This window comes from Novosphingobium sp. 11B, assembly GCF_054589055.1.
The window spans coordinates 45,203-69,686 of sequence record NZ_BAAILP010000057.1; the positions used below are offsets into that span (position 1 = coordinate 45,203).

General features: G+C 66.6%; 19 protein-coding genes. 9 read left to right on the forward strand and 10 right to left on the reverse strand.

The features are described from left to right. Positions 1–53: 53 nt before the first annotated feature. A complete protein-coding gene (locus tag ACYPYD_RS04775; RefSeq protein WP_459662298.1) occupies positions 54–1,145 on the forward strand; it encodes an efflux RND transporter periplasmic adaptor subunit in 1,092 nt (363 codons plus the stop codon). After that, positions 1,142–2,551 carry an efflux transporter outer membrane subunit gene (locus ACYPYD_RS04780; RefSeq protein ID WP_459662285.1) on the forward strand — a complete coding sequence of 470 codons (1,410 nt, stop codon included), beginning with the start codon at positions 1,142–1,144 and terminating at the stop codon, positions 2,549–2,551. The genes ACYPYD_RS04775 and ACYPYD_RS04780 overlap by 4 nt, the downstream gene beginning before the upstream one ends. A 72-nt stretch (positions 2,552–2,623) precedes the next feature. On the opposite strand, the gene ACYPYD_RS04785 is transcribed toward ACYPYD_RS04780, so the two are convergent. From ACYPYD_RS04785 to ACYPYD_RS04825, 9 genes are all read right to left on the reverse strand, one after another. Next, a complete protein-coding gene (locus ACYPYD_RS04785) occupies positions 2,624–3,847 on the reverse strand; it encodes a molybdopterin molybdotransferase MoeA (RefSeq protein ID WP_036525182.1) in 1,224 nt (407 codons plus the stop codon). Between the two features lie 4 nt (positions 3,848–3,851). After that, positions 3,852–4,652: a uroporphyrinogen-III C-methyltransferase gene (gene cobA, locus ACYPYD_RS04790; protein WP_069709361.1), complete on the reverse strand. Its 801-nt coding sequence runs from the start codon at positions 4,650–4,652 to the stop codon at positions 3,852–3,854. Further along, complete coding sequence (locus ACYPYD_RS04795) at positions 4,639–7,263, reverse strand: nitrate reductase (RefSeq protein WP_036525180.1); 2,625 nt, start codon at positions 7,261–7,263, stop codon at positions 4,639–4,641. The genes cobA and ACYPYD_RS04795 overlap by 14 nt, the downstream gene beginning before the upstream one ends. Then, positions 7,263–7,598, reverse strand: coding sequence for a nitrite reductase small subunit NirD (gene nirD / locus ACYPYD_RS04800; protein ID WP_008830579.1), 336 nt, complete (start codon positions 7,596–7,598; stop codon positions 7,263–7,265). Before nirD ends, ACYPYD_RS04795 begins: the two co-directional genes overlap by 1 nt. Positions 7,599–7,603: 5 nt before the next feature. Beyond that, positions 7,604–10,129 (reverse strand): nitrite reductase large subunit NirB, encoded by a 2,526-nt coding sequence (gene nirB / locus ACYPYD_RS04805; RefSeq protein WP_459662286.1) that lies wholly within the window; start codon positions 10,127–10,129, stop codon positions 7,604–7,606. A 228-nt stretch (positions 10,130–10,357) separates the two neighbouring features. Further along, positions 10,358–11,578, reverse strand: a complete 1,221-nt coding sequence (locus ACYPYD_RS04810; protein ID WP_036525176.1) for a hypothetical protein — start codon at positions 11,576–11,578, stop codon at positions 10,358–10,360. A gap of 73 nt (positions 11,579–11,651) precedes the next feature. Next, positions 11,652–12,908 carry a nitrate/nitrite transporter gene (locus ACYPYD_RS04815; protein WP_036525175.1) on the reverse strand — a complete coding sequence of 419 codons (1,257 nt, stop codon included), beginning with the start codon at positions 12,906–12,908 and terminating at the stop codon, positions 11,652–11,654. Positions 12,909–13,162: 254 nt separating this feature from the next. Then, a complete protein-coding gene (locus ACYPYD_RS04820; RefSeq protein WP_036525173.1) occupies positions 13,163–14,371 on the reverse strand; it encodes an ABC transporter substrate-binding protein in 1,209 nt (402 codons plus the stop codon). After that, a complete protein-coding gene (locus ACYPYD_RS04825; RefSeq protein ID WP_008828468.1) occupies positions 14,371–14,949 on the reverse strand; it encodes an ANTAR domain-containing response regulator in 579 nt (192 codons plus the stop codon). The genes ACYPYD_RS04820 and ACYPYD_RS04825 overlap by 1 nt, the downstream gene beginning before the upstream one ends. 237 nt (positions 14,950–15,186) lie before the next feature. Here ACYPYD_RS04825 and ACYPYD_RS04830 point away from each other — a divergent pair, with 237 nt between their 5' ends. From ACYPYD_RS04830 to ACYPYD_RS04850, 5 genes are all read left to right on the forward strand, one after another. Beyond that, positions 15,187–15,867: a response regulator transcription factor gene (locus ACYPYD_RS04830; protein WP_459662287.1), complete on the forward strand. Its 681-nt coding sequence runs from the start codon at positions 15,187–15,189 to the stop codon at positions 15,865–15,867. Beyond that, on the forward strand, positions 15,864–17,234 hold the full coding sequence (locus tag ACYPYD_RS04835) for a sensor histidine kinase (protein WP_459662288.1): 1,371 nt from the start codon (positions 15,864–15,866) through the stop codon (positions 17,232–17,234). Before ACYPYD_RS04830 ends, ACYPYD_RS04835 begins: the two co-directional genes overlap by 4 nt. 141 nt (positions 17,235–17,375) lie before the next feature. Beyond that, positions 17,376–19,673 (forward strand): TonB-dependent receptor, encoded by a 2,298-nt coding sequence (locus ACYPYD_RS04840; RefSeq protein ID WP_459662289.1) that lies wholly within the window; start codon positions 17,376–17,378, stop codon positions 19,671–19,673. Positions 19,674–19,684: 11 nt separating this feature from the next. Next, entirely contained in the window at positions 19,685–20,365 is a 681-nt protein-coding gene (locus tag ACYPYD_RS04845) for a phosphatase PAP2 family protein (protein WP_459662290.1), read from the forward strand. Between the two features lie 95 nt (positions 20,366–20,460). Continuing rightward, positions 20,461–20,871, forward strand: a complete 411-nt coding sequence (locus tag ACYPYD_RS04850) for an acyl-CoA thioesterase (RefSeq protein ID WP_459662291.1) — start codon at positions 20,461–20,463, stop codon at positions 20,869–20,871. 35 nt (positions 20,872–20,906) lie between these two features. Here ACYPYD_RS04850 and ACYPYD_RS04855 read toward each other — a convergent pair whose 3' ends face one another. Further along, the gene (locus tag ACYPYD_RS04855) at positions 20,907–21,371 is read right to left on the reverse strand and encodes a MarR family winged helix-turn-helix transcriptional regulator (RefSeq protein ID WP_008828462.1); all 465 of its coding nucleotides are present in this window, start codon (positions 21,369–21,371) and stop codon (positions 20,907–20,909) included. 103 nt (positions 21,372–21,474) lie between these two features. Here ACYPYD_RS04855 and ACYPYD_RS04860 point away from each other — a divergent pair, with 103 nt between their 5' ends. Beyond that, positions 21,475–22,248 (forward strand): cyclase family protein, encoded by a 774-nt coding sequence (locus tag ACYPYD_RS04860; RefSeq protein WP_459662292.1) that lies wholly within the window; start codon positions 21,475–21,477, stop codon positions 22,246–22,248. A gap of 6 nt (positions 22,249–22,254) precedes the next feature. Beyond that, positions 22,255–24,399 carry an indolepyruvate ferredoxin oxidoreductase subunit alpha gene (locus ACYPYD_RS04865; protein ID WP_036525166.1) on the forward strand — a complete coding sequence of 715 codons (2,145 nt, stop codon included), beginning with the start codon at positions 22,255–22,257 and terminating at the stop codon, positions 24,397–24,399. The last annotated feature ends 85 nt before the right edge of the window (positions 24,400–24,484 follow it).

Genomic DNA, 24,484 nt, shown 5'->3' on the forward strand with positions numbered 1-24,484 from the left:
CCAGCCGCCGCTTCCTCCTAATCGCGGGAGCGACAGGAACTGCGTTGGCGATCGTGATCGCCGCCTCCGGCCTGATCACCCGCGCCGTTTCGGCAAGCGCCAACGCGCAGTGGTCGGGCAGCAACGCGGTGCCCACCGTGAACCTCGCGAAGCCGCAGGTCGGACAAGCCAGCGCGATCAGCCTGCCGGGGACGATCCAGCCCTTCCAGAAGGCGCAGCTCTATGCGCGGGTGGACGGCTACCTGAAATCGTGGAGCGTCGATATCGGCGCGCCGGTCCACGCCGGGCAGACGCTGGCCGTCGTCGATGCGCCCGACCTCGACCAGCAACTGGCCGCCGCGCGCGGCGATCTGGCGATGGCCCAGGCGAACTACCGCCTGGCCACGCTGACCGCCACGCGCTGGTCCGACCTGAGCCAGACCGGCGCCGTCGCGCAGCAGGTGGTGGACGAGAAGGCGGGCGACCGCGAGGCCAAGCGCGCGGTCGTCTCCGCGCTTCAGGCCAAAGTGCGCGGGATTGAGGCCCTGTCCGCCTACAAGCGCATCGCCGCGCCGTTCGACGGCATCGTGACCGCGCGCAAGACCGATATCGGCGCGCTCATCACCGCCGGATCGAACGGGCAGGAACTGTTCGAGGTCGCCGACTTGCGCAAGCTGCGCATCTACGTGCAGGTGCCGCAGACGCTGGCGGCCAAGCTCAAGGTCGGGCAGCAGGCGACGTTCACGCTGCCCGAACAACCCGGACAGACGCTGAAAGCCAGCGTGGCGGCGATTTCCCACGCCCTGGACCCGGCGGCGCGCACCATGCTGGTGCAGCTGCAGGCGGCCAATCCCGGCAATGTGGGCGCCGGCGCCTATTGCCAGGTGACCTTCGATGAACCGGCGGCGGCAAGCAACGCCATCCGCATTCCCGCGACCGCGCTGATCGTGCGCAACGCCGGCAGCGCCGTCGCCATCGTCGGCCCCGGCAACAAGGCGGTGATCCGCGACGTCAAGCTGGGCCGCGACTACGGCGATGCCGTCGATGTCGTCGCCGGGCTGTCGCCCTCCGACCGCATCGTCGACACCCCGCCCGAAACGCTGCGCACCGGCGACGCGGTGCGGATCGCCGCTCCCGCCCCCGCCAAGACGAAGGCCGGCGCATGACCGGCCTTGCCCGCAGGCTGCGCTTCGGCCTTACCCTCCTCGCCGCGTCATCGCTGGCGGGCTGCAACCTGGCACCGGCATATCACCCCCCCACCATGCCGGTGCCGGACCATTTCGCCCCGCTGCCTGGATGGAGCGAGGCGGCGCCCGCCGATGCCGCGCCGCGCGGGGCATGGTGGGAGGCATTCGGCGATCCTGCGCTCAATGCCTTCGAGGCCCGCCTGACCGCCGACAATCCCGACCTGCAGGCCGCCGTCGCCCGCTACGACCAGGCCAGCGCCTATGCCCGGCAGGCACGCGGCGCGCTCCTCCCTTCGGCAAGCCTGCAGGGCAGCGCCACCCGCAACCGGCAGTCGGCGGACAAGCCCCTGCGCGGCTCGGGACAGCCCGACGTCTACAGCGCCGACCAGGCCAACGGCGTGGTGGGCTACGAACTGGACTTGTGGGGCAAGCTGCGCAACCAGCTCACCAGCCGCAAGGCGATGGCGCAGGCCAGCGACGCGGATCGCGCGGCGGCGCAGCTGAGCCTGCAGGCCCAGCTTGCCGACAGCTATTTCCAGCTGCGCGGTCTCGATGCCCAGACCCGGCTGCTCGACGATACGGTAGCGCTCTATCGCAAGAGCCGCGACCTGACCGCCATTCTCTATCGCGGCAAGCTGGCGGCGCAGATGGACGTGTCGCGGGCGGAAGCGCAGCTGGGCACCGCGCAGGCCGCGCTGACCGAGGTGCACAGTCGCCGCGCGCTGCTGGTGAATGCGATCGCCGTCCTTGTCGGCACCATGCCGAGCGATTTCGCAGTTACCCCGGCCGATCTTCCGCCGGCACTGCCCGCCGTTCCGGAAGGGGTGCCCTCGGAACTGCTGCAACGCCGCCCCGACATCGCCTCGGCCGAACGAGCGATGGCCTCGGCCAATGCCGGGATCGGCGTCGCGCGCGCGGCGTTCTACCCCTCTATCAGCTTCAACGCGCTGGGCGGGTTCCAGAGCGCAGGCAGCGATCCCTTCAAGGCCAGCGACATCCTCTGGTCGCTGGAGCCGTCCATCAACCTGCCCATCTTCCAGGGCGGCCGCCTGAAGGCTGACCTGGATGCGGCGCATGCGCGCTTTCGCGAAATGTCCGCGCAGTATCGCGGAACGGTGCTCCGCGCCTTTCGCGAGGTAGAGGACAATCGCGTGCTGCTGTCCGATCTTGCGAAGGAGCGCGGGTTCAACGACACGACCGTTGCCGCCGCGACGCAGACGTCGAATGCGGCGAGCGATCTCTATCGTGCAGGAACCACGAGTTATCTGGACGTGGTCACCGCCCAGACTTCCCTGTTTCAGGCGCAGCAGGCCGCCCTCGACGTGCGGACACGCCATTTCGTCGCCGCGGTGGACCTTGTCCGCGCATTAGGCGGTGGATGGTAGTACGCCGCCGCCTTGTCCGAACCGGAGCGGACGAATCTTATCCCGCCCGTGATCGCGCCGGGCACGGCAGCGTCAGAAGCGGAGGCATCGCACCCGGGAGCCCGCAACCGCGGGCACCGCATGCGCGCGCCGTTCCACCAGCAGGTCGGCGCGGGCGAGCAGCATCTGGGCCGATGCTTCCTGCCGCTCGATGATGGCGACGCCGTCTCCCGCATTGTCTCCTGCCGCGCAAAGGAACTGATCGCGATCGCTTCTGCCCGGCGCATCGTGGAGCAGCCGGTGCTCGCTCCACTGCAAAGCCTGATCGAAGCCCGCGCCGGAAAGCGCGCAGATCATGGGCGCCAGAAAGAGGCGGGCAGTGGTCAGCGCGGCGGTCGGATTGCCTGGCAGGCCAAGCACATGAGTCCGGCCGATCCTGCCGTACCATAGCGGCTTGCCCGGCTTCATCGCCACACCGGCAAAGGCCATCCGCAGGCCCAGCGGCATCAGCGCCCTCCGTGCCAGATCCCGGTGGCCGTGCGAGGCGCCGCCCGCGACGACGATAAGGTCCGTCCCGTCCATCGCCGCCATCGCAGCCGCACGCAGGTCCTCGACCCGGTCCATCGATCGCAAGGTGCCGAGCGGTTTCGCACCCCATTGACGCGCCATCAGCAGCAGGGCTTCGCTCAGGCTGTCGGGGATGGTATCGACGTCGGGTGCGGCATTGCCGGGAACGACAAGCTCGTCTCCATTGACCATCACCCGAAGCCGGGGTTGGCGCCACACGGGCAGCTTCGCAATATCGGCAGCGGCGGCGACCACCATGGCGCGGGGACCGATCCGGCTGCCTGCCGGGAGCAGCGCCGTACCTTTCGCAAAATCGGATGCGCGCGGCCTGACATGGGGCTTGCCCGAAGTACGCGGCAGGATCACCTCTTTGCCGTCGAGGCGGGCGTGTTCGCGCATCACCACCCGGTCTGCTCCCAAGGGTATCGGTGCGCCGGTCGAGATGCGCATCGCGGCTCCGGGTCGCAATGGCAACGGCTGGCTTCCCCCGGCCACGCTCTCTCCCTGCAGCACGAAGCGGGTGAAATCCCCGGCAAAGTCCTCGGACCGGACGGCGAAACCGTCCATTGCCGCGCTGTCCCGCCTTGGTGAATCGATCTGCGCGATGGCATCACCGGCCAGCGTCCGGCGGCCGGCCTTCGCCAGCGGGACCCATTCGACCCCCAGCGGCGCGCAGCTTTGCCGGACTATCGCCTGCGCGTCATCGAAGGTTGCGGCAGCGTGGCAGGGCAGTTCGGGAGCGGTGGCCATTCGCCTACTCCCCTACCGCGATGCGCAGGGGCATTGCCACCGCCGAACCGACGGGCACCGTGCCGTCGGCCTGCGCGACGGCCTCTCCGATCAGGATCAGAGTGGGGCGGTCCTCGGCAAAGGCCTGGGCCACCAGCGGCAGCAGGTCCAGCCGGGTGCGCAATTGCTGCTCCTGCGGCAGCGACGCGTCGCAGGTGATCAGGGCAGGCGTGGAGCCCGGCAGACCGGCGGCGATGAGCGCCATGCTCAGTTCCGGTGCCGCTTCCCGGCCCATGTAGACGGCCAGCGTGCAGGCGGGATCGGCGAGCGCCGGCCAGTCCAGATCGAGTGCCTGCCCGTTGCGGCTATGGGCCGTGACGAACTGCACCCGACGGGCGATGCCGCGTAGGGACAGCGACAGCCCGGCCGATGCCGCAACGGCGCTGGCGGCGGTGATGCCCGGACAGATGCGCACCCGCACGCCGACCTTGCGCAAGGCTGTCATCTCTTCGGTCGCACGGGCGAACATGGCCGGGTCGCCGCCCTTGAGCCGCACCACGCGCTTACCGGCAAGCGCGGCTGCGACGAGCATCTCATCGATGCTCTGCTGATCGCGGGAGTGGCGGCCCGAGCGCTTGCCCACGCTGACGCGGTCCGTGCGGGCAGGGATGAGATCGAGCACGCCGGGGCCGACGAGCGCGTCGTGGAAAACGACGTCGGCCGCCGCGATCAGCTTTTCCGCCTTGCGGGTCAATAGATCCGGGTCGCCCGGCCCGGCGCCGACCAGCCAGACTTCACCGGGGGCGATCAGTTCATTCGGCTGCATCGAGAACCTCCTCGTTGGCCTGTGCCGTATTGGTCTGTGCAAGAATTTTGGCGAGGGCAGGGCGGCACGACCCGCAGTTGGTGCCCGCGCCCAGCGCCCTGCCGATGGCGGGAACGTCCACCAGCGCCTGCTCGCGGATGGCGGCGACGATCTGGTTGAGGCCGATGTCGAAGCAGACGCAGACGGTCGCGCCCTTGTCCGGCTGGCTGCCGGGGCCGCGCGCGGCGAGCACGGTGGCGCCCACGTCGCCCGCCGCGAGTTGCCCGATCAGCCAGTCGCGCGAAGGCAGCAGGCCGGTGCGGGTGACGAACAGCACGCCCGCCAGACGCCCCTCGACGATCACCGCGATGCGGCGCGAGCCTCGGGTATGGTCGATGGCCTCGATGCGCTCGCCTTTGGGCAGGCAGGCTTCGATGCGCGCGGCATCGCCATTGCCCGCGATCTCGTAGAGCGCGCCGCCGGGCACCGCCACGCGCGTCGCCCACAGGCAGGGCACGCGGGCGGGTTCATCGCCGCGCAGGATGAGGAAGCCCTTCCATTCGGTCTCGACTTTGGCGAGCGCGGCGGGGGTGGACTTGAAGCCGGGCTGGCCGGAGTGCGGATCGACCAGCGGGCGCGGCAGCAGGCCGGTGCGGCCGCCGGTGGAGATCTGGTCGGTCCAGTGGATCGGCGTGAAGATCTCGCCCGGGCGTTGCCCGTCGCTGAGCTGCACGCGGAAGGTGCTGTTGCCCTGCGGGGTCGAGACGCGGGCGAGATCGCCGTCCGTGAGGTCCAGCGCGAGGGCGTCGGCGGGATGGACCTCGACCAGCGGCTCCTCGCGGTGGCGTGCCAGCTTGGGGGCGAGGCCGGTGCGCGTCATCGTGTGCCACTGGTCGCGGTAGCGCCCGGTGTTGAGCGTCAACGGCCAGTCGGCGAGCGGTGCCTGAAGGTCCATCTGTCCGACCTTGACCATCCGCGCGCGTCCGCTCGGCGTCGGGAAGCGACCGTCGGCGAACGGTGTACCACCCCAGCGGAACGGCTCCATCGCGTCATAGGCAAGGTTGCCGATCGCGGCGTGGGCGGCGAGGTTCAGGACGCGCGCGCCATCATTCTGATAGCCCGTGAGGCGCGCATGTTCGCGCCAGATGTCGGCGGGAGTATCATAGGCGAAGGCGCTCCCCCAGCCCATCCGGCGGCCCACTTCCTTGACGATCCACCAGTCCGGCTTCGCCTCCCCGGGCAGCGCCATGAACGGACGCTGGCGGCTGATGGTGCGCTCCGAATTGGTGACGGTGCCGTCCTTCTCCCCCCATGCGGCGGCGGGGAGGCGCACATGGGCATAGGCGGTGGTGTCCGTGTTCGCGATGACGTCGGAGACGACGACGAAGGGGCATTTCTCCAGCGCCGCACGCACGTTGCCCGCGTCGGGCAGCGAGACGGCGGGGTTGGTCGCCATGACCCACAGCGCCTTGATCCGCCCCTCGCCGATCGCGCGGAACAGGTCCACTGCTTTGAGACCCGGCTTCGTCGCCATCGTCGGCGCGGCCCAGAAGCGGCCGACGCGCGCGACGTTCTCGGCCGCGAAGTCCATGTGCGCAGCCAGCGTCGAGGCGAGCCCGCCGACCTCGCGCCCGCCCATCGCATTGGGCTGCCCGGTGATCGAGAACGGCGCCGCGCCCGGCTGGCCGATCCGCCCCGTCGCAAGATGCAGGTTGATGATCGCGTTGACCTGGTCGGTGCCGCGGATCGACTGGTTGATCCCCTGGCTGAACATCGTGACCGTGCGCGGGTTCGCGGCAAACATCTCGTAGAACTGCAGCAGCAGCGCGGGATCGAGGTCACAGGTCTGCGCCGTGGTCCACACGTCATGGCCGGTCGCAAGGTGCTCCCAGAAACCCTCGGGCGCATCGACGTGGGCAGCCATGAACGCCTTGTCGACCATGCCCTGCTCGGCGAGCCATGCCAGCAGCCCGTTCATCAGCGCCACGTCGCTGCCGGGGCGCAGCGGCAGGTGCAGGTCGGCGCCTTCGCAGGTTTCTGTGCGGCGCGGGTCGATGACGATCAGCTTCGTGCCCCGCTCTGCACGCGCCGCCTGGATGCGCTGGTAGACGATCGGATGGCACCATGCCGTGTTCGAACCGACCAGCACGACGAGGTCGGCCTTGTCCAGATCCTCGTAGCCGGCGGGCACCACGTCCTCGCCGAAGGCGCGGGTGTGGCCGGCGACCGCGCTCGACATGCACAGGCGCGAATTGGTGTCGATGTTGGCCGAACCGATGAAGCCCTTCATCAGCTTGTTGGCGACGTAATAGTCCTCGGTCAGCAGCTGGCCGGAAACATAGAACGCCACGCTGTCCGGGCCATGGCGGGCGATGGTGTCGCGAAAGCGCTTGGCGACGAGGTCCAGCGCCTTGTCCCAGCGTACGCGCTTGTCGCCGATCATCGGGTGGAGAAGGCGGCCGCTCAGCCCGACCGTCTCGCCCAGATGCGTACCCTTGGAGCAGAGGCGCCCCGCATTCGCCGGGTGTGCCTCGTCCCCCCGGATCGTCACCTCGCGCGCACCCGTGGGGGTGGCCGAGATGCCGCAGCCGACGCCGCAATAGGCGCAGGTCGTGCGGACCGCCTCGCGCATCAGGCCGCGTCCCTCATCACTTCGGGACGCGCCAGCAGGATGCGACCGTTCTCCTCACGCACGGCAATGGTCGGGGTGCAGCCGCTGTCCGCCCCTTGCGCCTCGCCGCTCGCCAGCGCGATGTTCCAGTTGTGCAGCGGACAGGCGACCGCGTGGCCATGGACGATGCCCTGGCTGAGCGGCCCCTTCTTGTGCGGGCATTCGTTGACGAGCGCGAAGACCTTGTCGTCGCCGGTGCGGAAGACGGCGATCTCCGGCTCCCCCTCGAACCGCACGGTGCGCGCGCCGCGCTGGGGGATGTCGCTCAGGGTTCCGATATCGATCCAGTCGGTCATGGCGTTCACTCCGCTGCTTCGAGAGCAAGAGGTTGGAGGTGCTGGTGCAGGTCGGCGCGATCGCCCGAGGCGCGTTCGGCCCACGGATCGTCCTGGCTGAAGCTCTGCGAATAGAGGAACCGCGCGGCGAGCGCCTTGCGGCCCGCCTCGTCCTCGACCACGCGGGACTTCACGTAGTCGACGCCGACGCGCTCGATCCACGGTGCGGTGCGTTCCAGATAGCGCGCTTCCTCGCGGTAGACCTGGATGAAGGCGGCGCAATATTCGAGCGCTTCCTCCTCGGTCGCGACCTTGCACAGGAAGTCGGTGGCGCGCACCTTGATGCCGCCGTTGCCGCCCACGCTCAGTTCGTAGCCGGAATCCACGCAAACGATTCCAAAGTCCTTGATCGTCGCCTCGGCGCAGTTGCGCGGGCAGCCGGAAACCGCGATCTTGAACTTGTGCGGCATCCAGCTGCCCCAGGTCATCCGCTCGGTCTTGACGCCGAGGCCGGTCGAATCCTGCGTGCCGAAGCGGCACCATTCCGAACCCACGCAGGTCTTCACCGTGCGCAGGGACTTGCCGTAGGCATGGCCCGAGACCATCCCGGCGGCGTTGAGATGGGCCCAGACGGCGGGCAAATCCTCCTTCTTGATGCCGAAGATGTCGAGGCGCTGGCCACCGGTCACCTTCACCATCGGCGCATCGTACTTCTCGACCACGTCGGCGATCGCGCGCAACTCGCGCGGGTTGGTGAGGCCGCCCCACATGCGCGGGACCACCGAATAGGTGCCGTCCTTCTGGATGTTGGCGTGCATACGCTCGTTGACGAAGCGGCTCTGCTGGTCGTCCACGTATTCGCCGGGCAGCGCGCAGAGCAGGTAGTAGTTGAGCGCCGGGCGGCAGGACGAACAGCCATCCGGCGTCGCCCAGTGCAGCTTCTGCATCACTTCGGGGATCGAGCGCATGTCCTGCGCCACGATCTCGCGGCGCACGTCGTCGTGCGTGAAGCTGGTGCACTTGCACAAGGTCTTCGGCCCTGCCTCGACCTCTTCGCCCAGCGTCAGCGCCAGCAGGCTCTCGACAAGGCCGGTGCACTGCCCGCAGCTGGCCGAAGCCTTGCAGGTGGCGCGCACGGCGTCGAGGCTGCAGGCACCCGCCTCGATGCAACCGACGACCTGGCCCTTGGAGACGCCGTTGCAGCCGCAGATCTCGGCATCGTCCGAGAGCGCCGCAACGGCCGCCTTAGGGTCCAGCGCGCCTCCTCCCGAGGCGAAGGCCTGGCCGAAGATCAGCAGGTCGCGGACTTCGGAAACGTCCTCGCCCTTCTTCAGCAGGTCGAAGTACCAACCGCCGTCCGCCGTATCGCCGTAGAGTACGGCGCCGACGACCTTGTCGTCCTTCACCACGACGCGCTTGTAGACCCCGCGCGCGGCATCGCGCAGCACGATGTCCTCGCATCCCTCGCCGCCCGAGAAGTCGCCGGCGGAGAACACGTCGAGCCCGGCGACCTTCAGCTTGGTCGAGGTGACCGAGCCGCGATAGCCGGTGTGCCGGTCGGTCAGCCCGTCGGCGAGGCTGCGGCACATGTCCCACAGCGGCGCGACGAGGCCGTAGACGTTGCCGTCATGCTCCACGCATTCGCCGACCGCGAGCACCGAGGGGTCGCTGGTGACCATGTGGTCGTCGACCTTGATGCCGCGCCCGACGTCCAGCCCCGCCTCGCGCGCCAGCGCGGTGGCGGGACGGATGCCCACGGCCATGACGACAAGGCTGGCCGGAATCTCGCGCCCGTCCTTGAGGCGCACGCCCTCGACCTTGCCCTCGCCGTAGATCTCGGCGGTGTCGGCGCCCGTCAGGATGGACTGGCCGCGACCTTCCAGCGCGGACTTGAGCAGCCAGCCCGCGGCCTCGTCCAGCTGGCGCTCCATCAGCGTGGACATGAGGTGGATGACGGTGACCTTCATGCCGCGCAGGGTCAGACCATGCGCCGCCTCCAGCCCCAGCAGGCCGCCGCCGATGACCACGGCCGAGCCGCCACCTTGCGCTTTTCCGGCCTCGGCAGCCGCCAGCATCGTATCGACGTCGTTCATGTCGCGGAACGAGATCACGCCGGGCAGATCCTTGCCGGGCACCGGAATGATGAACGGATCGGAGCCGGTCGCGATCAGCAGGCGGTCGTAATGCACCGTGCGGCCCGAGCGCGAAGTCACGGTTTTCGCCGCGCGGTCGATCGCGGTGACGGGATCGGCGGTGATGAGGTCGATGCCGTTCTCGTCGTACCACTCGCGGGTGTTGATGACGATCTGGTCGAAGGTCTTCTCACCCGCCAGCACCGGCGAAAGCATGATGCGGTTGTAGTTCACATGCGGTTCGGCGCCGAAGATGGTCACGCGGTAGCGGTCCGCATCGCGCGCCAGCAGTTCCTCGACCGCGCGGCAGCCCGCCATGCCGTTGCCGACGACGACCAGATGCTCGCGCACATCGTCGCTCGGCACGATCAGCGCGTCGTCATAGTCGGAATTGGGTTCGATCCCGTCCTGAAAGTCCATGTTCGAAACTCCGGCAATGTCATGGGAAAGGGAGTTGAAAACGAGAAAAGGCCGCCATCCAGACCCCCGGTTCGAAACCGGAAGTCAGGATGGCGGCCTTGCCATCATTCGGTGCCTAAGTGCCCCGTCAGTGGGACATTTCGGCGATGTAGGAAGGACAACGCTGCCCTTTGCACTGCAACATAAATGGAATCGCCCGAAGGCTCAAGCGATTCCGTAACGAACCTGTCAAATCGCCCAGTCGAACTGGACCCAGACCTTGTCGGTGTCGGTCGCGAGGGTCTTCGCGTCATAGTGGGCATAGCGCAGCGCGATCGTCGTCTTGCGCAGCTTTGCCGAGGCCAGGAGATTGATTTCGTTGCCGTAGTGCTGGTCCAGCCGGTCGCTGTCGAAGCGATGCCAGGTCGCCTGCAGGGTGACGGCGGAAAACGCGCCGATCTGCTTCGTGCCATACCCGCCGCCGACATAGAGATCGCGCACGCCGTTCGCGGGGGTGGTCAGGAACTTGTCCGCCCAGCCCTGGAACTTGAAGTTGGTGCCCAGCGGCGTCTGGAAGCTGGTCAGCGTCGCGCCCTTGTCGGAGCCAAGCACTTCGTAACCGGCATTGGCCTTCCAACCCTTCACGTCGAGCGTCGCGTCGGCCAGCCAGTATTCGGCGCTGTAGTCGCTGGGATTGCGGTGCCAGTCCGACTGGCGCGCGTAACTCGCCTGATACGCCAGTTTCACCGCCTTGCCGAACGCATGAGTCCCCGCGAAACGGGCACCATATGTCTGGCTGGAGAGGCGAAACGCCTGCACCGCCGCCTCATCCTGATCGACGAGGTAGGCGAACCCGGTCAGCACCCCAAGCGGTGTCTCCCACGAGAGGTTGGCGAGCAGATTGTCCCCGCCCACCGCCTGCTGGCGCGCGGCGTTGCCGTCGATGCCCCAGATCGTGCGCACGCTCCAGGCGTAGGAAACGTCCAGTTTCAGGCCCTTGACCGGGGTGACCTCGGCCCTCACCGCGTCGAAGGTCTGCGCATTGTCGCGGAAGGCGACGTTGCCGACGAAGCGCTCGTCGTCCAGAGCGATCTTCTGGCGCCCGGCGGTCAGCGTCACGCCTTTCGCCTTGTACTGCAACTGCGCGATGTAGAGCGCGATGTTCTGCGGATCGGCCACAAGGGGCCGCGTGGCCGCGCCGTTCACGCCATCGTAGTAGTGATCGACCACGGCGAGGTTGCCCTGCGCGACCACGGTGGCACTCAGCGCCCCGCTGGTGGCCTGCGCGCCGCCGCGCACCCGCACGGTCAGCGCATCGGCCTTGGCGGCGATGCCGTCCTGATCGACATGCTCGTAGCGCACCCGCGCCTCGGCGACCGGCTTGACCGTGATGTCCTGGGCCTGCGCCGATCCCGCGCAAGCGACCCCGCCGACGACCAGCACGGCCGCCGCTTTTGTTATGTTTTTCATGGTGAAAGCGTCCCCCTCAGGACGAAAGAAAGTGGGGCGGCGGCGCTGGGGTGCCGCCGCCCCGGTTGTCGGCTCAGATGCGCGCGCCGGTTTTCCAGGTCGCGCGCCAGCGGCCCTTGACGCTCGCCACCGAGGCGAGAGCCACGACCGCAAGGCCGGCAAAGATCAGGAAGCCCGGCGCGAAGCTGCCAGTGAACTGCTTGGCCAGGCCGAGCGAGCTGGCGAGGTAGAACCCGCCGACACCGCCCGCCATGCCGACGAGGCCGGTCATCACGCCGATCTCGGCCTGGAAGCGCTGCGGGACCAGCTGGAACACCGAACCGTTGCCGGTGCCGAGCGCCAGCATCGCCACCACGAACAGCCCGAGCGCCGCGATCAGGCTAGGCGCCTGAGACACGCCGACAAGCGCGATCGCAGCCACCGCGTAGACCATCATCAGCGCCTTCACACCGCCGATCTTGTCGGCCAGCGCGCCGCCCATCGGACGGACCAGCGATCCGGCGAAGACGCAGCCCGCCGTGCAATATCCGGCGACGACGGTGCTGAGGCCGAACTGGTCGGTGAAGTAGATCGGCAGCGACGCGGCAAGCCCCACGAAACCGCCGAAAGTCACCGCGTAGAAGGCCATCAGCCACCATGCGTCCGCCTGCTTGAGCAGCGCCGCATAGTCCACCAGCTTGCGCGGCGCGGGCTGGTTCGGTGCGTCCTTCGCCAGCGCGAGATAGATGCATAGCACCACGGTCAGCGGGATGCAGGCAAGGCCCAGCACCGCGTTCCAGCCGAACATCTTGGCCAGCGTCGGCGCGAAGAGCGCGGCGAAGACGGTGCCCGAATTGCCCATGCCCGCAAGGCCCATCGCCTTGCCTTGATGCTCGGCCGGATACCAGCGGCTGGCGAGCGGCAGCGCGATCGCGAAGCTCGCCCCCGCAAAGCCCAGGATCACGCCCAGCGCCAGCGTCCCGCCAAAGCTGGTGACGCCCATCGACCAGGCGAAGAACAGCCCGGTGATGACGATGACCTGATTGATCGCGCCCGAGCGCTTCGGCCCGATGCGATCGACCAGCAGCCCGTTGACGACGCGCAGGAGAGCGCCCGCCAGCGTGGGAAGCGCCACCATCAGGCCCTTCTGCGCGGGCGTGAGCCCGAGAGTCTTCGAAATCTCCGGCGCCAGCGGGCCGAGCAGGACCCAGACCATGAAGGCGAGGTCGAAATAGAGGAAAGCTGCGATCAGAGTCGGCGTGTGGCCGGCCTTCCAGAAGCCGACGGCGGGCTTCTGCGCGGGCGCAAGCACGTCATTGTCTTCGTCAGGTCGGAAGAATGCGGTTGCCATGGTACGTCCCCCATAAATCATGAAAGCGGACACGAAAAAAGCCGCAGGCCGGACGTCACCCTTGCGGTGAGCCCGGTCAGCGGCTTTGCTGCGAATTTCGGTGAGGATGGCGTCCCGTCTTTGGGACAGCCTATCCGGTGTGGTCGCGCTTCATCGCGAGACGCCTATATAGTCACGCGATTTCGCAGATCTGGCAAGACGTAAAATTGCACGCGTTTTCAGCGTCATCGCATTTTCAATGCTGCCCAAAAATCCTAACGGGCAAAACCGGCGAGGTAGTCCTCGATCCGTTCAGGATCGAACACGCGGCCGTCGAAGAACCGGTCAGGCCCCAGCAGCAGGTCGCCCTTGCGCGAACCCACGCCGAGCGGCGCATCGACCGCCCCTTCCAGCTTCATGCTCGCCCCCGGCATCGGCAGGTCGCTGCCCGCAAGCGCACGGCGGTAGATGTCGGGACGGAACACCGCCGCCGCCTGCGCCTCGGTTTCGGCGGAAGGCTCCACCATGTTCCAGCGCACCAGTTGCGAATAGATCCACAGCGCCTGGCTGCGCCACGGAAACGGCGTCGCCTCGCGGGAGAACAGCACGAAGTCGGGGCAGGACACCGCCGCATCGCCCGCCCTGGGGACGATCGTGCCGCTCAACGTGCGCAGGATCAGGTCGGAGGGCTGCCCGACATAGCGCGGGTCGGCGAGAATATCGGCCAGTATCTCGCGGTTGTCCGGCTCGTCGCACCAGACGGCGGCGCGGGCGAGCGCGCGCAGCAGGCGGTCGGTGATCTCGGGGTTCTCCTCGAGCCATGGTTCGCGGAAGGCCAGCACTTTCTCCACCCCGCGCTGCCAGATGCGCTGACCGATCGCCACCGCCTCCGCGCGTCCGGACTCGATCGCGGCGCTGCCCCAGGGCTCGCCCGCGATGAAACCGTCGATCTCGCCGGCATGGATCGCCTCGACCGTCAGCGAGGGAGGCAGCACGCGCAGCACCACGTCGCGGTCGGGATCGATGCCCGCGCTGGCCAGCCAGTAGCGGAGCATCAGCGCATGACTGGAAAAGCGGTGGACGACGCCGATGATCGGCTTGCGCCGCCACAGCCCGATTGCAGCGGCGAAGTCGTGCGCGGTGCCCAGCGGGTCGGCCAGCCGCGCGGCGGGATCGGGTGCGAGGGCGGCGGCGAAGTCCTTCGCCATGACCAGCATGTTGCCGTTGACGCCCAGCTTGAACGGCGCGGCCAGTGCGGCGGGCTGCTGGCTCAGGCCCAGCGTCACCGCCACCGCCAGCGGCGCCAGCATGTGCGCGGCCTGCACCTGTCCGTAGACCAGCCGGTCGCGCAAGGTCGCCCAGCTCGTCGTGCGCACGAGGTCGAGCGCAAGGCCCTCCTCCTCGGCAAAGCCGCGTTCGCGGGCGGCGGCGAGCACCGCGACGTCGTTGAGCGGCAGGAAGGCGATGCGAAGATTCGTCGTCATTATACCCCTCCCAGCAGGTCGCTGGCGGTAATCAGCGCCTGCGCGACCTCGGCGATCTTCTTGCCCTGGTTCATCGCGGTGGAGCGCAGGAGCGCATAGGCGTCCTGTTCGGACAAGGCGCGCTGGTTCATCAGGATCGACTTGGCGCGGTCGATCACCTTGCGGTCGGCAAGCGCGGTGCGCGCCTCCTCAAGCTCGGTCTGCATGCGCGAGAAGGCGTTGAAACGGCGCACCGCCAGTTCCAGCACCGGCTTCACCCGCTCCTTGCGCAAGCCATCGACGACATAGGCGGAGACGCCCGCGTCGATGGCGGCACCGATCATCGCCTCGTCCGACTGGTCGACGAACATCGCGATCGGCCGGGCCAGCGCCCGGCTTACGGTGAGCATTTCCTCCAGCGTATCGCGGCTGGGGCTGCCGAGGTCCATGAGCACGACGTCGGGCGCCATGCGCTCCAGCCGCGCCACGAAAGCGCCGCGCGGGGGAACGATATGGATGTCGTCATATCCCGCGTCGCGCAGCCCCTCCTCGAGCACGGTCGCGCGCAGCCCGCTGTCGTCGATGATGACAATGCGCATAAGTGCCCCTTCGCTCGCTATCTGCAGCAGATTTTCATGGGACGTCAACGGCAGGCCGAGAAATATGAGGCGCTTTGAAGGCCATGGGCAGCATGACCGGAGCGTCTGAGTGACAGGCCTCATCTTCCCGTTCCGCTTCGGGCAGCCAACGACGCCCTGCACGAGAACCGCTTACAGGCGGAGATCGTCATTTTCCTGTCATGTTTTCCGAGGAACAGGCGCAAGGAGAAAAGCGCCGTGCATGTTCTAGTCGTAGAAGACGACCCCCTCATCGCAGATCATATCGTTTCCGGGCTGAAGCTGGGCGGCCACACCGCCAGGCTGGCCGTAACCGGCGCGGATGCGGCCAGGGCGATCGCCGATGGCGTCTATGACGCGGTGGTGCTCGATCGCATGCTGCCCGATATAAACGGCCTTTCGGTGATCGATCAGGTCCGCGCGAAGGGAGGTGCGATGCGGATCCTCATGCTGAGTGCGTTGGGGTCGGTCAAGAATCGCATCGAGGGGCTGCAGGCCGGGGCGGACGACTACCTTGCCAAGCCGTTCAGCATGGACGAACTGGATGCCCGCCTTCAGGCGATCGTCCGCCGCGGCACCCCGCAAGCGGGGAAGGCGATCCTGCAGATCGGGGCACTGAAGCTGGACGTCGCCAGCCACAGCGTATCCTACGGTGCAAGTTCGATGATCCTGAACCGCAAGCAATATTCCCTGCTGGCCCATCTCATGCACAACGCGGATCGCATCGTCACGCGCACCATGCTGCTGGAGGCAGTGTGGTCCTATTCGTTTTCGACCACGACCAACATCGTGGAAAGCAACATGAGCCGGTTGCGCACGGCCCTGCAGGAAATCGGCTGCGATCCCATCGATACGCAGCGCGGTGCAGGCTATGTGCTGCGCACTGAGCGCTGCACGTGAACTCGATCATGCGTGGACCGGCGACGCTGGGTCGACTGGCGATCCAGGTCGGTCTCGCCTTTGCGCTGGCGATGATCGTCACCGGCATCGTCGGGTTCAGTCTTGCCGACAATTCAGTATCGAACCGGATCGACGAATCGCTGCGATACCATACCCGCAAGTACGTCTCGAACCTCAGGGGCAATCCCGCGCAGGAAGCGATTCTGAAGGCCAAGATCCTCGAATGGAGCCAGCGCAAGGTCTTCAGCGAACGCACGTATGTCCTGTTCGACCGCAACGGGCGCCGTCTGGCGGGAAGGCTGGACATCGTGCCGCCGCCATCGGGCTTCTCCGAGGTGCAATATACGGCGGGCGGGCATCACAAGGAGGCGGGCAGGGCACTGGCGACGCGGCTCGATGCCGGGGGCCTGTTCGTGGTCGTCCAGCATCTGGAGGCGGTCAGGGGGCTGCATGCGATCCTGCCCATGGTGGTCGTCGCGATTTCGCTGGTGGCGCTGGTGCTCGGCGTCTCGGCGACATTGCTGGTCGCGCGGCTGACGGCCCGGCGGCTTTCGGAAACGCAGGATACCGCCGCCGCCATCGCCGCGGGCGACTTGTCCCGCCGCATTCCGATGGAGCGGCTTGACGGCATGTTCGCGGTGCAGGCGCAAAGTCTCAACCAGATGCTGGATCACATGGCGGAGCTGGTCCGCGCGCAGCAGTTGTTTTCCAGCAATCTGGCGCATGACCTGCGCACACCCTTGATGCGCCTGCGCAGCCTCCTCGAAAAGGCATCGCGCGACGACCAATCGGCCTTCCCCTCTCTGCTGGACAGGGCGGAACGTGAGTGCGGCTCCATTATCAATATCTTCGACGCGCTGCTGCGCCTGGCCGAGATCGAGACCGGGCAGCATCCCACGGTCATGGGACGAATCGCGCTGCGCCCGCTGATCAGGGACATTGCGGATACGATGGAGCCGGTGATCACCGATCGCGGCGGATCGCTTCGGGTGGAGAGCCTGGAGGAGGTCGCCATCGACGGCGATCCGGACCTTCTGAATCAGTTGCTGGTGAACCTGCTTGAGAATGCGGCCACGCACACTCCCACGGGAACCAACGTCACGATCTCGCTCGAAAGCGTCGGGAACGGCGCGACGATCACGGTGCGCGACGACGGCCCCGGCTTGCCGGAAGACGAATTCGCGCGCGTTACGCAGCCGTTCGAGCGCGGCCTCGCGGTTTCCCCGTCCAAGGGCAGCGGACTGGGTCTGGCGATCGCGAGCGCCATCGCCCGCTTTCACAAAGGCAGCCTCGACCTGGCGGACGCGATGCCGGGCCTGGAAGTGCGGGTGAGAATTCCCGGCGAGGCCTTGCCGCAAGCGATCTGACTCGGCCTCCGGCAAGCCACGAAAAATTATAATTGTGCAACATTGCATCGGTGCAAGGTTGGCGGCGGTCACTACCCTGAACTGTCACGCGTGGCCTCTAGCGGCACGGCCACAAGATCACACCACTCAGGGAATGCACTCATGAAAGCCCGGAATTTGTGCCTGCGCGCTGGCCGCCTTACATCCATTGCCGCTCTCGCCATCGCCCTTTCCACCCAGGCTGCCTGGGCCGACGAGGCGCCTGCGGCAGATGGCGGCGACGGCATCGCCGAGGGTTCCGCCATTCTGGTGACCGCGACCAAGGCAAACGAGATCGCGCCTGTCACCGCGTCGCTCAAGCAGACGCAGCCCGCCTCGATCGTGTCGCGCTCGTTCATCGAGGATTCGCTTCCCGCCAGCGTCGATTTCAACCAGATCGCGCTGATCTCGCCTTCGGTGAGCAACAGCGGCGGCACCAACGGCGTCGGCCTCAACGAATCCAAGTCGCGCATGCGCGGCTTCAAGGACGGTGAATTCAACATCACCTACGATGGCGTGCCGTTCGGCGATACCAACGATCCCAGCCATCACTCCAACACGTTCTTCCCGTCCAACACCGTCGAGACCCTGGTGGTCGATCGCGGTCCCGGCAACGCCAGCCAGCTTGGCATCGCCACGTTCGGCGGCAACATGAACATGTTCTCCCGCGAGACGCGTGCCGATCCCGGCGTGGAAATGAAGGGCAGTTACGGCACCTTCAACACCTACCTCCTGCGCGGGCTCATCCAGACCGGCGCGATCGACAAGCTCGGCGGCACCGAAGCGGTGTTCTCGGGCCAGTACACCAAGACCGACGGTGCGCTGACCTATAGCGGCTACAACCAGAAGAACCTCTTCGGCAAAGTCGTGATCCCGGTCGGCCCCGACGTGAAGCTGACGCTGCTCTCGACCTACAACAAGAACCACTTCAACCAGCCGGACAGCGATGGCTCGACGCTGGATCAGGTGCGCCTGTACGGACGCAATTACAGCCTGAACAACGATCCGAACAGCCAGAGCTACTGGAAGTACAACTCGACATCGAAGACGACCGACTTCGAAATCGTCAAGCTCGACGCGAATTTCGCGCCGAACTCCACGTTCACGAATACGGCCTATACCTATTCCTACGATAACGAGACGCTGTCGGGCAACACCGCGACGAACCTCGTCGGCGTGCCGAACAGCCAGTTGAACGTCGCCAACCAGGTCGTCCTGACGCCGGGCGGCGCCAAGGTCGCCGGCATTCCCGGCTACACCAAGACCAACAAGTACCGCGTCTGGGGCGATATCGCCAAGATCAGGTACGACTTCGGCTTCGGTGCGCTGACCGCAGGCCTGTGGCTGGAGCATAACGATACGTACCGCCAGCAGACTGACGTGGATCTCGTCACCGGCGGCTACAACTATATCGAGAAGTCGGTCACCAACCCGGTCACTGGCGCAAAGACACCGCAGTACGTCAAGTTCGACCAGAACTCCTCCGGCGATCAGGCTGAGGAATTCGCGGAACTGGAACTGCGCCCGCTGCCCGGCCTGACGATCACCCCCGGGTTCAAGCATGTCGATTTCACGCGCAAGATCGACGCGCTCTACAACCAGAAGACCCGCTATGCGCAGCGCCTAAGTCAGACCAACAGCAAGAACCTGACGTACGCGACGATCAATTATTCGGTGCTGTCGAACCTGTCGGTCTATGGCCAGTATGCTCAGGGCTTCCTCGCCCCCGGCCTGAGCACGCTCTACATCGCGCGCCCCGACCTTTCGAACCTGCAGCCGCAGACTTCGACCAATTACCAGGCCGGCTTCGTCTATCACGGTTCGCGCCTGAGCCTCGATTTCGATGGTTACTACATCGACTTCAACAACAAGATCGGCAGCCGCACCGTATCCGACGGCACCGGCGGAACGACCTCGGCGTTCTACAATCAGGGCGGCGTGATCTACAAGGGCCTCGAAGGGCAGGCGACGCTGGTGATCGGCCACGGACTTGCCGTGTTCGCAAACGGCTCGCTCAATTCCGCGCAAGAGAAGACCACGCACATCCAGGTTGCCAATGCGCCCAAGGGAACGGCGGCAGCCGGCGCCATCTTCAAGTCCGGCCCGATCCGCTTCTCGATCATCGACAAGTGGACCGGCGTTCAGTACGCGATCGATGAATCGAGCATCGGCGGCGGGCTCAACAAGGTGAACCGGCAGGTTCGCATCGCGCCGTACAACACCACCATTCTTTCCGCGAGCTACGACTGGCGCAACCTGCGCTTCGGCGTGACGGTGACCGACCTGTTCGACTCCACCAAGTACACCGACATCGGCCTCTCGGGGAACGGCCCTACGTCCACGAGCCTGAACACCTCGCAGGATCAGGTCTACTTCCAGCCCGGCCGCCAGATCATGGGCGACATTACGGTGCGCTTCTGATGCGCAAGGCAATGCTTCTCACCCTGGCTGCGATCGCTCTGGTCGCGGCCAAGGAAGGGCCGCAGCAGCCCTTGCTGCTGACGCCCGGGGATGTCGATCCTTCGCTGCTGCTGCCCCCGCCTCCGGCAATGGACAGCACGCAAGGTCGGTCCGAATTGGAGCAACTCCACCGCTTCGAACGAACGCGGAGCACCGCCGAGGCCGAGAATGCTGCGGCAGAGGGCAAGATCAAGGACGTCAGCGTCTTCGCAGCGGCGATGGGGCCGGGCTTCTCCCTGGACCGGCTTCCCGCGACCCGCGCGTTGTTCGCGACAGTGCGTGCGGAAGAGCAGGCAGCGGTCGAGCGGGGCAAGGCGCATTTCCATCGGGATCGTCCGTGGGTCTCCGATGCCACCTTGCATCCTTGCGGAAATCTCGAGAACCCGGACTTTGGCTATCCCAGCGGCCATGCCACGATGGTGTTCTCGATGGCTTCGATCCTTGCGCGCCTGTCCCCTGCCAAGGCTCCCGCGATCATGGCCCGCGCTGCCGGTTACGCAAATGGCCGCGTGGTTTGCGGGCGTCATTTCCGATCCGATGTCGTCGCCGGCCAGACCTACGGCATGATGATCGGCGAGCGCCTGATGGAAAAGCCCACGTTTCAGGCACGCTTCGACGAGGCGGCGAAAGAGCTTAAGGCCGCAGGATTCTGAATCCCCACACGATAGGCCCGGATGAAGACCGGAAGCCGTGGCGCAAGTGCAAGCCCGGCTTCCGGGATCGCTCGCAAGGTGCTATTGACGTATACGTGAACCAGGCAATTCCCCATCGCTTTCCGATCGGCATCGATCCGGACGACATCGACTTCATGGGTCACGTCAACAATGCCAGCTACCTGAAATGGGTGCAGGCGGCGGTGACCGATCACTGGCGCGCTCTGGCCCCCGCAGACGCGATCGCCGGCCACCTGTGGGTCGCGATCAAGCATGAGATCACCTATCGCAAGCCCGCCTTCCTCGAAGACGACGTCATCGCGACGGTGCTTCTGGAAAAAGTGCAGGGCGCCCGCGCATTCTACGAGACCGTGATCCGTCGCGGCGAGGAAGTGCTGGCGGAAGTCCGCTCGAGCTGGTGCTGCCTCGATGCCTCCACGATGCGCCCGGCGCGTCTGGCCCGCGACGTCATCCGGCGCTTCTTCTCCGCCGACGACACCGAATAGACCAAGCCTTCCCGTCTGTTTCGGGGCGTGTGCTCTCAATCCAGATTGTCGTAGAGCCGCCCCAGCAGATCCAGCATCTTCGAAAAGTCCGTGGCAGAGAACCCCCGGATGATCTGCTCGTAGAGCGGCGCGGTCACCTCGCGCGCTTCGCCCAGCTTTACGCGCCCCTCGGCCGTCATGCGGATCTCGGTCACGCGGCCGTCCGATTCGCTGGGCGCCGTCTCGATCAGCCCCGCCTTGGTCATGCGCTCCACGATGCGCATCATGGTGGAGAGGTTGATGACCGCCGACTTCGCCACCTGCCCGATCGCCAGCGGCTCGTGCTCGCCGAGAATCATCAGCACGCGCCACGTCGGAATGTCGATCCCGATGCCGCGCAGGCCCGACTCGATGACCACGTTGTACCGGCTCGCGGCCCGGTTCAGCAGGTAGAACGGGTAGGCGTCGAGGCGGAAATCCTCCGATCCAGGGTTACCGAAAGGGCGCAAATCCTCGCTCATCCTAGGCTCCAAGGGCGATAAGCGCCCGGCATGACATTTTAGTTGCATATGCAACTTAATCCGATACTCTTCGCCGTAATGGTCCAACAGGAGGCCCAAGTCCATGACAGACGTTCTCGCTTCTCTCGCCCATGCGCTGACGGCCGGTGACATCACCGTCGTCGATCTGACCCAGACCCTCTCCGAAGATACCCCGCTGCTGGTGCTGCCCGAACCGTTCGGCCAGACGGCGGCGTTCTCGCGCGAGGAAATCTCGCGCTACGACGAGCGCGGCGTCGCATGGCACTGGAACAACTTCACCGTGGGCGAGCACACCGGCACGCACTTCGATGCGCCGGTGCACTGGGTCTCGGGCAAGGATCTGCCGGACAACACCATCGACAAGGTGCCCGCGCAGAAGCTGGTCGCGCCTGCCGTGGTGCTCGATTTCTCGGCCGAATGCGCCGCGAACCCGGACTTCCTCCTGACAGCCGAGCACATCAAGGTCTGGGAAGCCAAGCACGGCGCCATTCCCGCCGGCGCCTGGGTGCTGTTCCGCACCGACTGGTCGAAGCTGGACGTCGATGCCTACACCAACCGCAAGGAAGACGGCGCCCACACCCCGGGTCCGGACGCCTCCGCGATCCAGTACATCCTCGACCGTGACGCGCTGGGCTTCGGCGTCGAGACGATCGGCACCGACGCGGGCCAGGCGCATCTGCTTGAGCCGATGTATCCGGCGCACACGCTGCTCCACGGCGCGGGCAAGTATGGCCTGCAGTGCCTTGAAAACCTCGACAAGCTGCCTGCCACCGGCGCGATCGTGATTGCCTCGCCGCTCAAGATCCTGGGCGGTTCGGGCAGCCCGCTGCGCGTCCTCGCGCTCGTTTCGGAGTAAGGGCAAGTGGCGGAGCGTTCATTCAAGAAGGAAGTCCTCAAGCTCACCGCGGGTGAGGGCGAGGTCTTCACCGGCGAAGGCATCCTGGCAGTCACCAAGGGCCTGCTGCAGTCGGGCGTGGCCTATGTCGGCGGCTATCAGGGCTCGCCGATCAGCCACCTGATGGACGTCTTCGCCGACGCCAACGACCTGCTCGAAAGCCTCGGCGTCCATTTCGAGGCGAGCGCCTCGGAAGCCACCGCGGCGGCGATGCTGGCGGCCTCGGTCAACTACCCCTTACGCGGCGCGGTCGCGTGGAAATCGGTGGTGGGGACCAACGTGGCGTCGGACGCGCTGTCCAACGTCTCGTCGGGCGGCGTTACCGGCGGCGCGCTGGTGATCGTGGGCGAGGACTACGGCGAAGGCTCCTCGATCATGCAGGAGCGCACCCATGCTTTCGCGATGAAGTCGCAGATGTGGCTGATCGATCCGCGCCCGAACCTGCCCAGCATCGTGGACTCGGTGGAGCAGGGCTTCCGCCTCTCCGAAGCCTCGAACACGCCGGTCATGCTGCAGCTGCGCGTGCGGTCTTGCCACATGACCGGATCGTTCGTGGCGAAGGACAACGTGCGCCCGCCGCTGACGGTGGGCGAGGCGGCCGCCAGCCCGGTGCGCGATACCGACCGCATCGTGCTGCCCCCTGCGAACTTCCTCCACGAAGTCGAGAAGATCGAGAAGCGCTGGCCCGCAGGCATCGCCTATGTCCGCGACAACAAGCTGAACGAGTGGTTCGGGCCTGAGGAAAGCGAAGAAGGCATCGGCCTGATCGTGCAGGGCGGCCTCTACAACAACCTCAACCGCGCGATGGAACTGATCGGGCTGGCGGACTCCTACGGGGTCAGCAAGCTGCCGATCTACTGCCTCAACGTCGTCTACCCGATCATCCCCGAGGAAGTCGCCGCGTTCTGCAAGGGAAAGCGCGCGGTGATGATCCTGGAGGAAGGCCAGCCCGAGTTCATTGAGCACGAACTCAACACGCTGATCCGCCGCGCGGAGCTGGACACCCGGATCGTCGGCAAGGACATGCTGCCGCGCTCGGGCGAGTACACCGCCGACGTGATTCGCAAGGGCCTGGCGAAGTTCCTCGAAGCCTATGCGCCTGCGCTGGCTCCGCAGTTGGAAGCGGCCAACCCGCTGCCCGCACCCGTGGCCAAGGAAATCCCGCAGCGCCCCGCAGGCTTCTGCACCGGCTGTCCGGAGCGCCCGATCTTCACCGCGATGAAGCTGGTGGAGCGCGAGCTTGGTCCCACGCACGTCTCGGCGGACATCGGCTGCCACCTGTTCTCGATCCTGCCGCCGTTCAACATCGGCAACACGACGATGGGCTATGGCCTTGGTGCGGCGGGTGCCTCGGCGTTCAAGCCCAAGGAAGGCGAGGGGTCAAAGCGGTCGATCGCGATCATGGGCGACGGGGGCTTCTGGCACAACGGCCTGACCTCGGGCGTCGGCAATGCGGTGTTCAACAAGGACGACACCGTCACGATGATCATCGACAACGGCTATTCGGCGGCCACCGGCGGTCAGGATATCCTGTCGTCGCGCGCCGAGAACGCCAATCGCGTGACCAAGAACCCGATCACCAAGGCAGTGCGCGGTGTCGGCGCGAAGTGGGTGCGCGAGACGCATCGCACTTATGACCTCAAGGGCATGACCTCGATGCTGCGCGAAGCGCTGACGACCGAGGAAAAAGGCCCCAAGGTCATCGTCGCGCAGTCCGAATGCATGCTCAACAAGCAGCGGCGCGAGAAGAAGGCGACTTCGGCGAAGCTGAAGGCGGGCGAGCGCGTGGTGCGCGAGCGCTTCGGCGTCGACAGCGACACCTGCACCGGCGATCACAGCTGCATCCGCCTGTCGGGCTGCCCGTCGTTGACGATCAAGCCCAACCCGGACCCGCTGCGGCAGGACCCGGTGGCGCATGTCGAGAACTCCTGCGTGGGCTGCGGCCTGTGCGGCGAGGTGAGCCATGCGGCGGTGCTGTGTCCCAGCTTCTACCGCGCGCAGATCGTCGCCAATCCAGGCAAGTTCGAACGCTTCAAGGCGAAAGTCAGCGGCGCGATCATGGCCCGCTGGCAGGCCGGCGCCGACAAGGCCCGCGCGGCGCGCGCGTTCTGAAGCCATTCCTCCCCGTTGCGCAGCAATGGGGAGGGGGACCGCCGACGCAGTCGGTGGTGGAGGGGGCGGAACCCAGCCCGGGCCC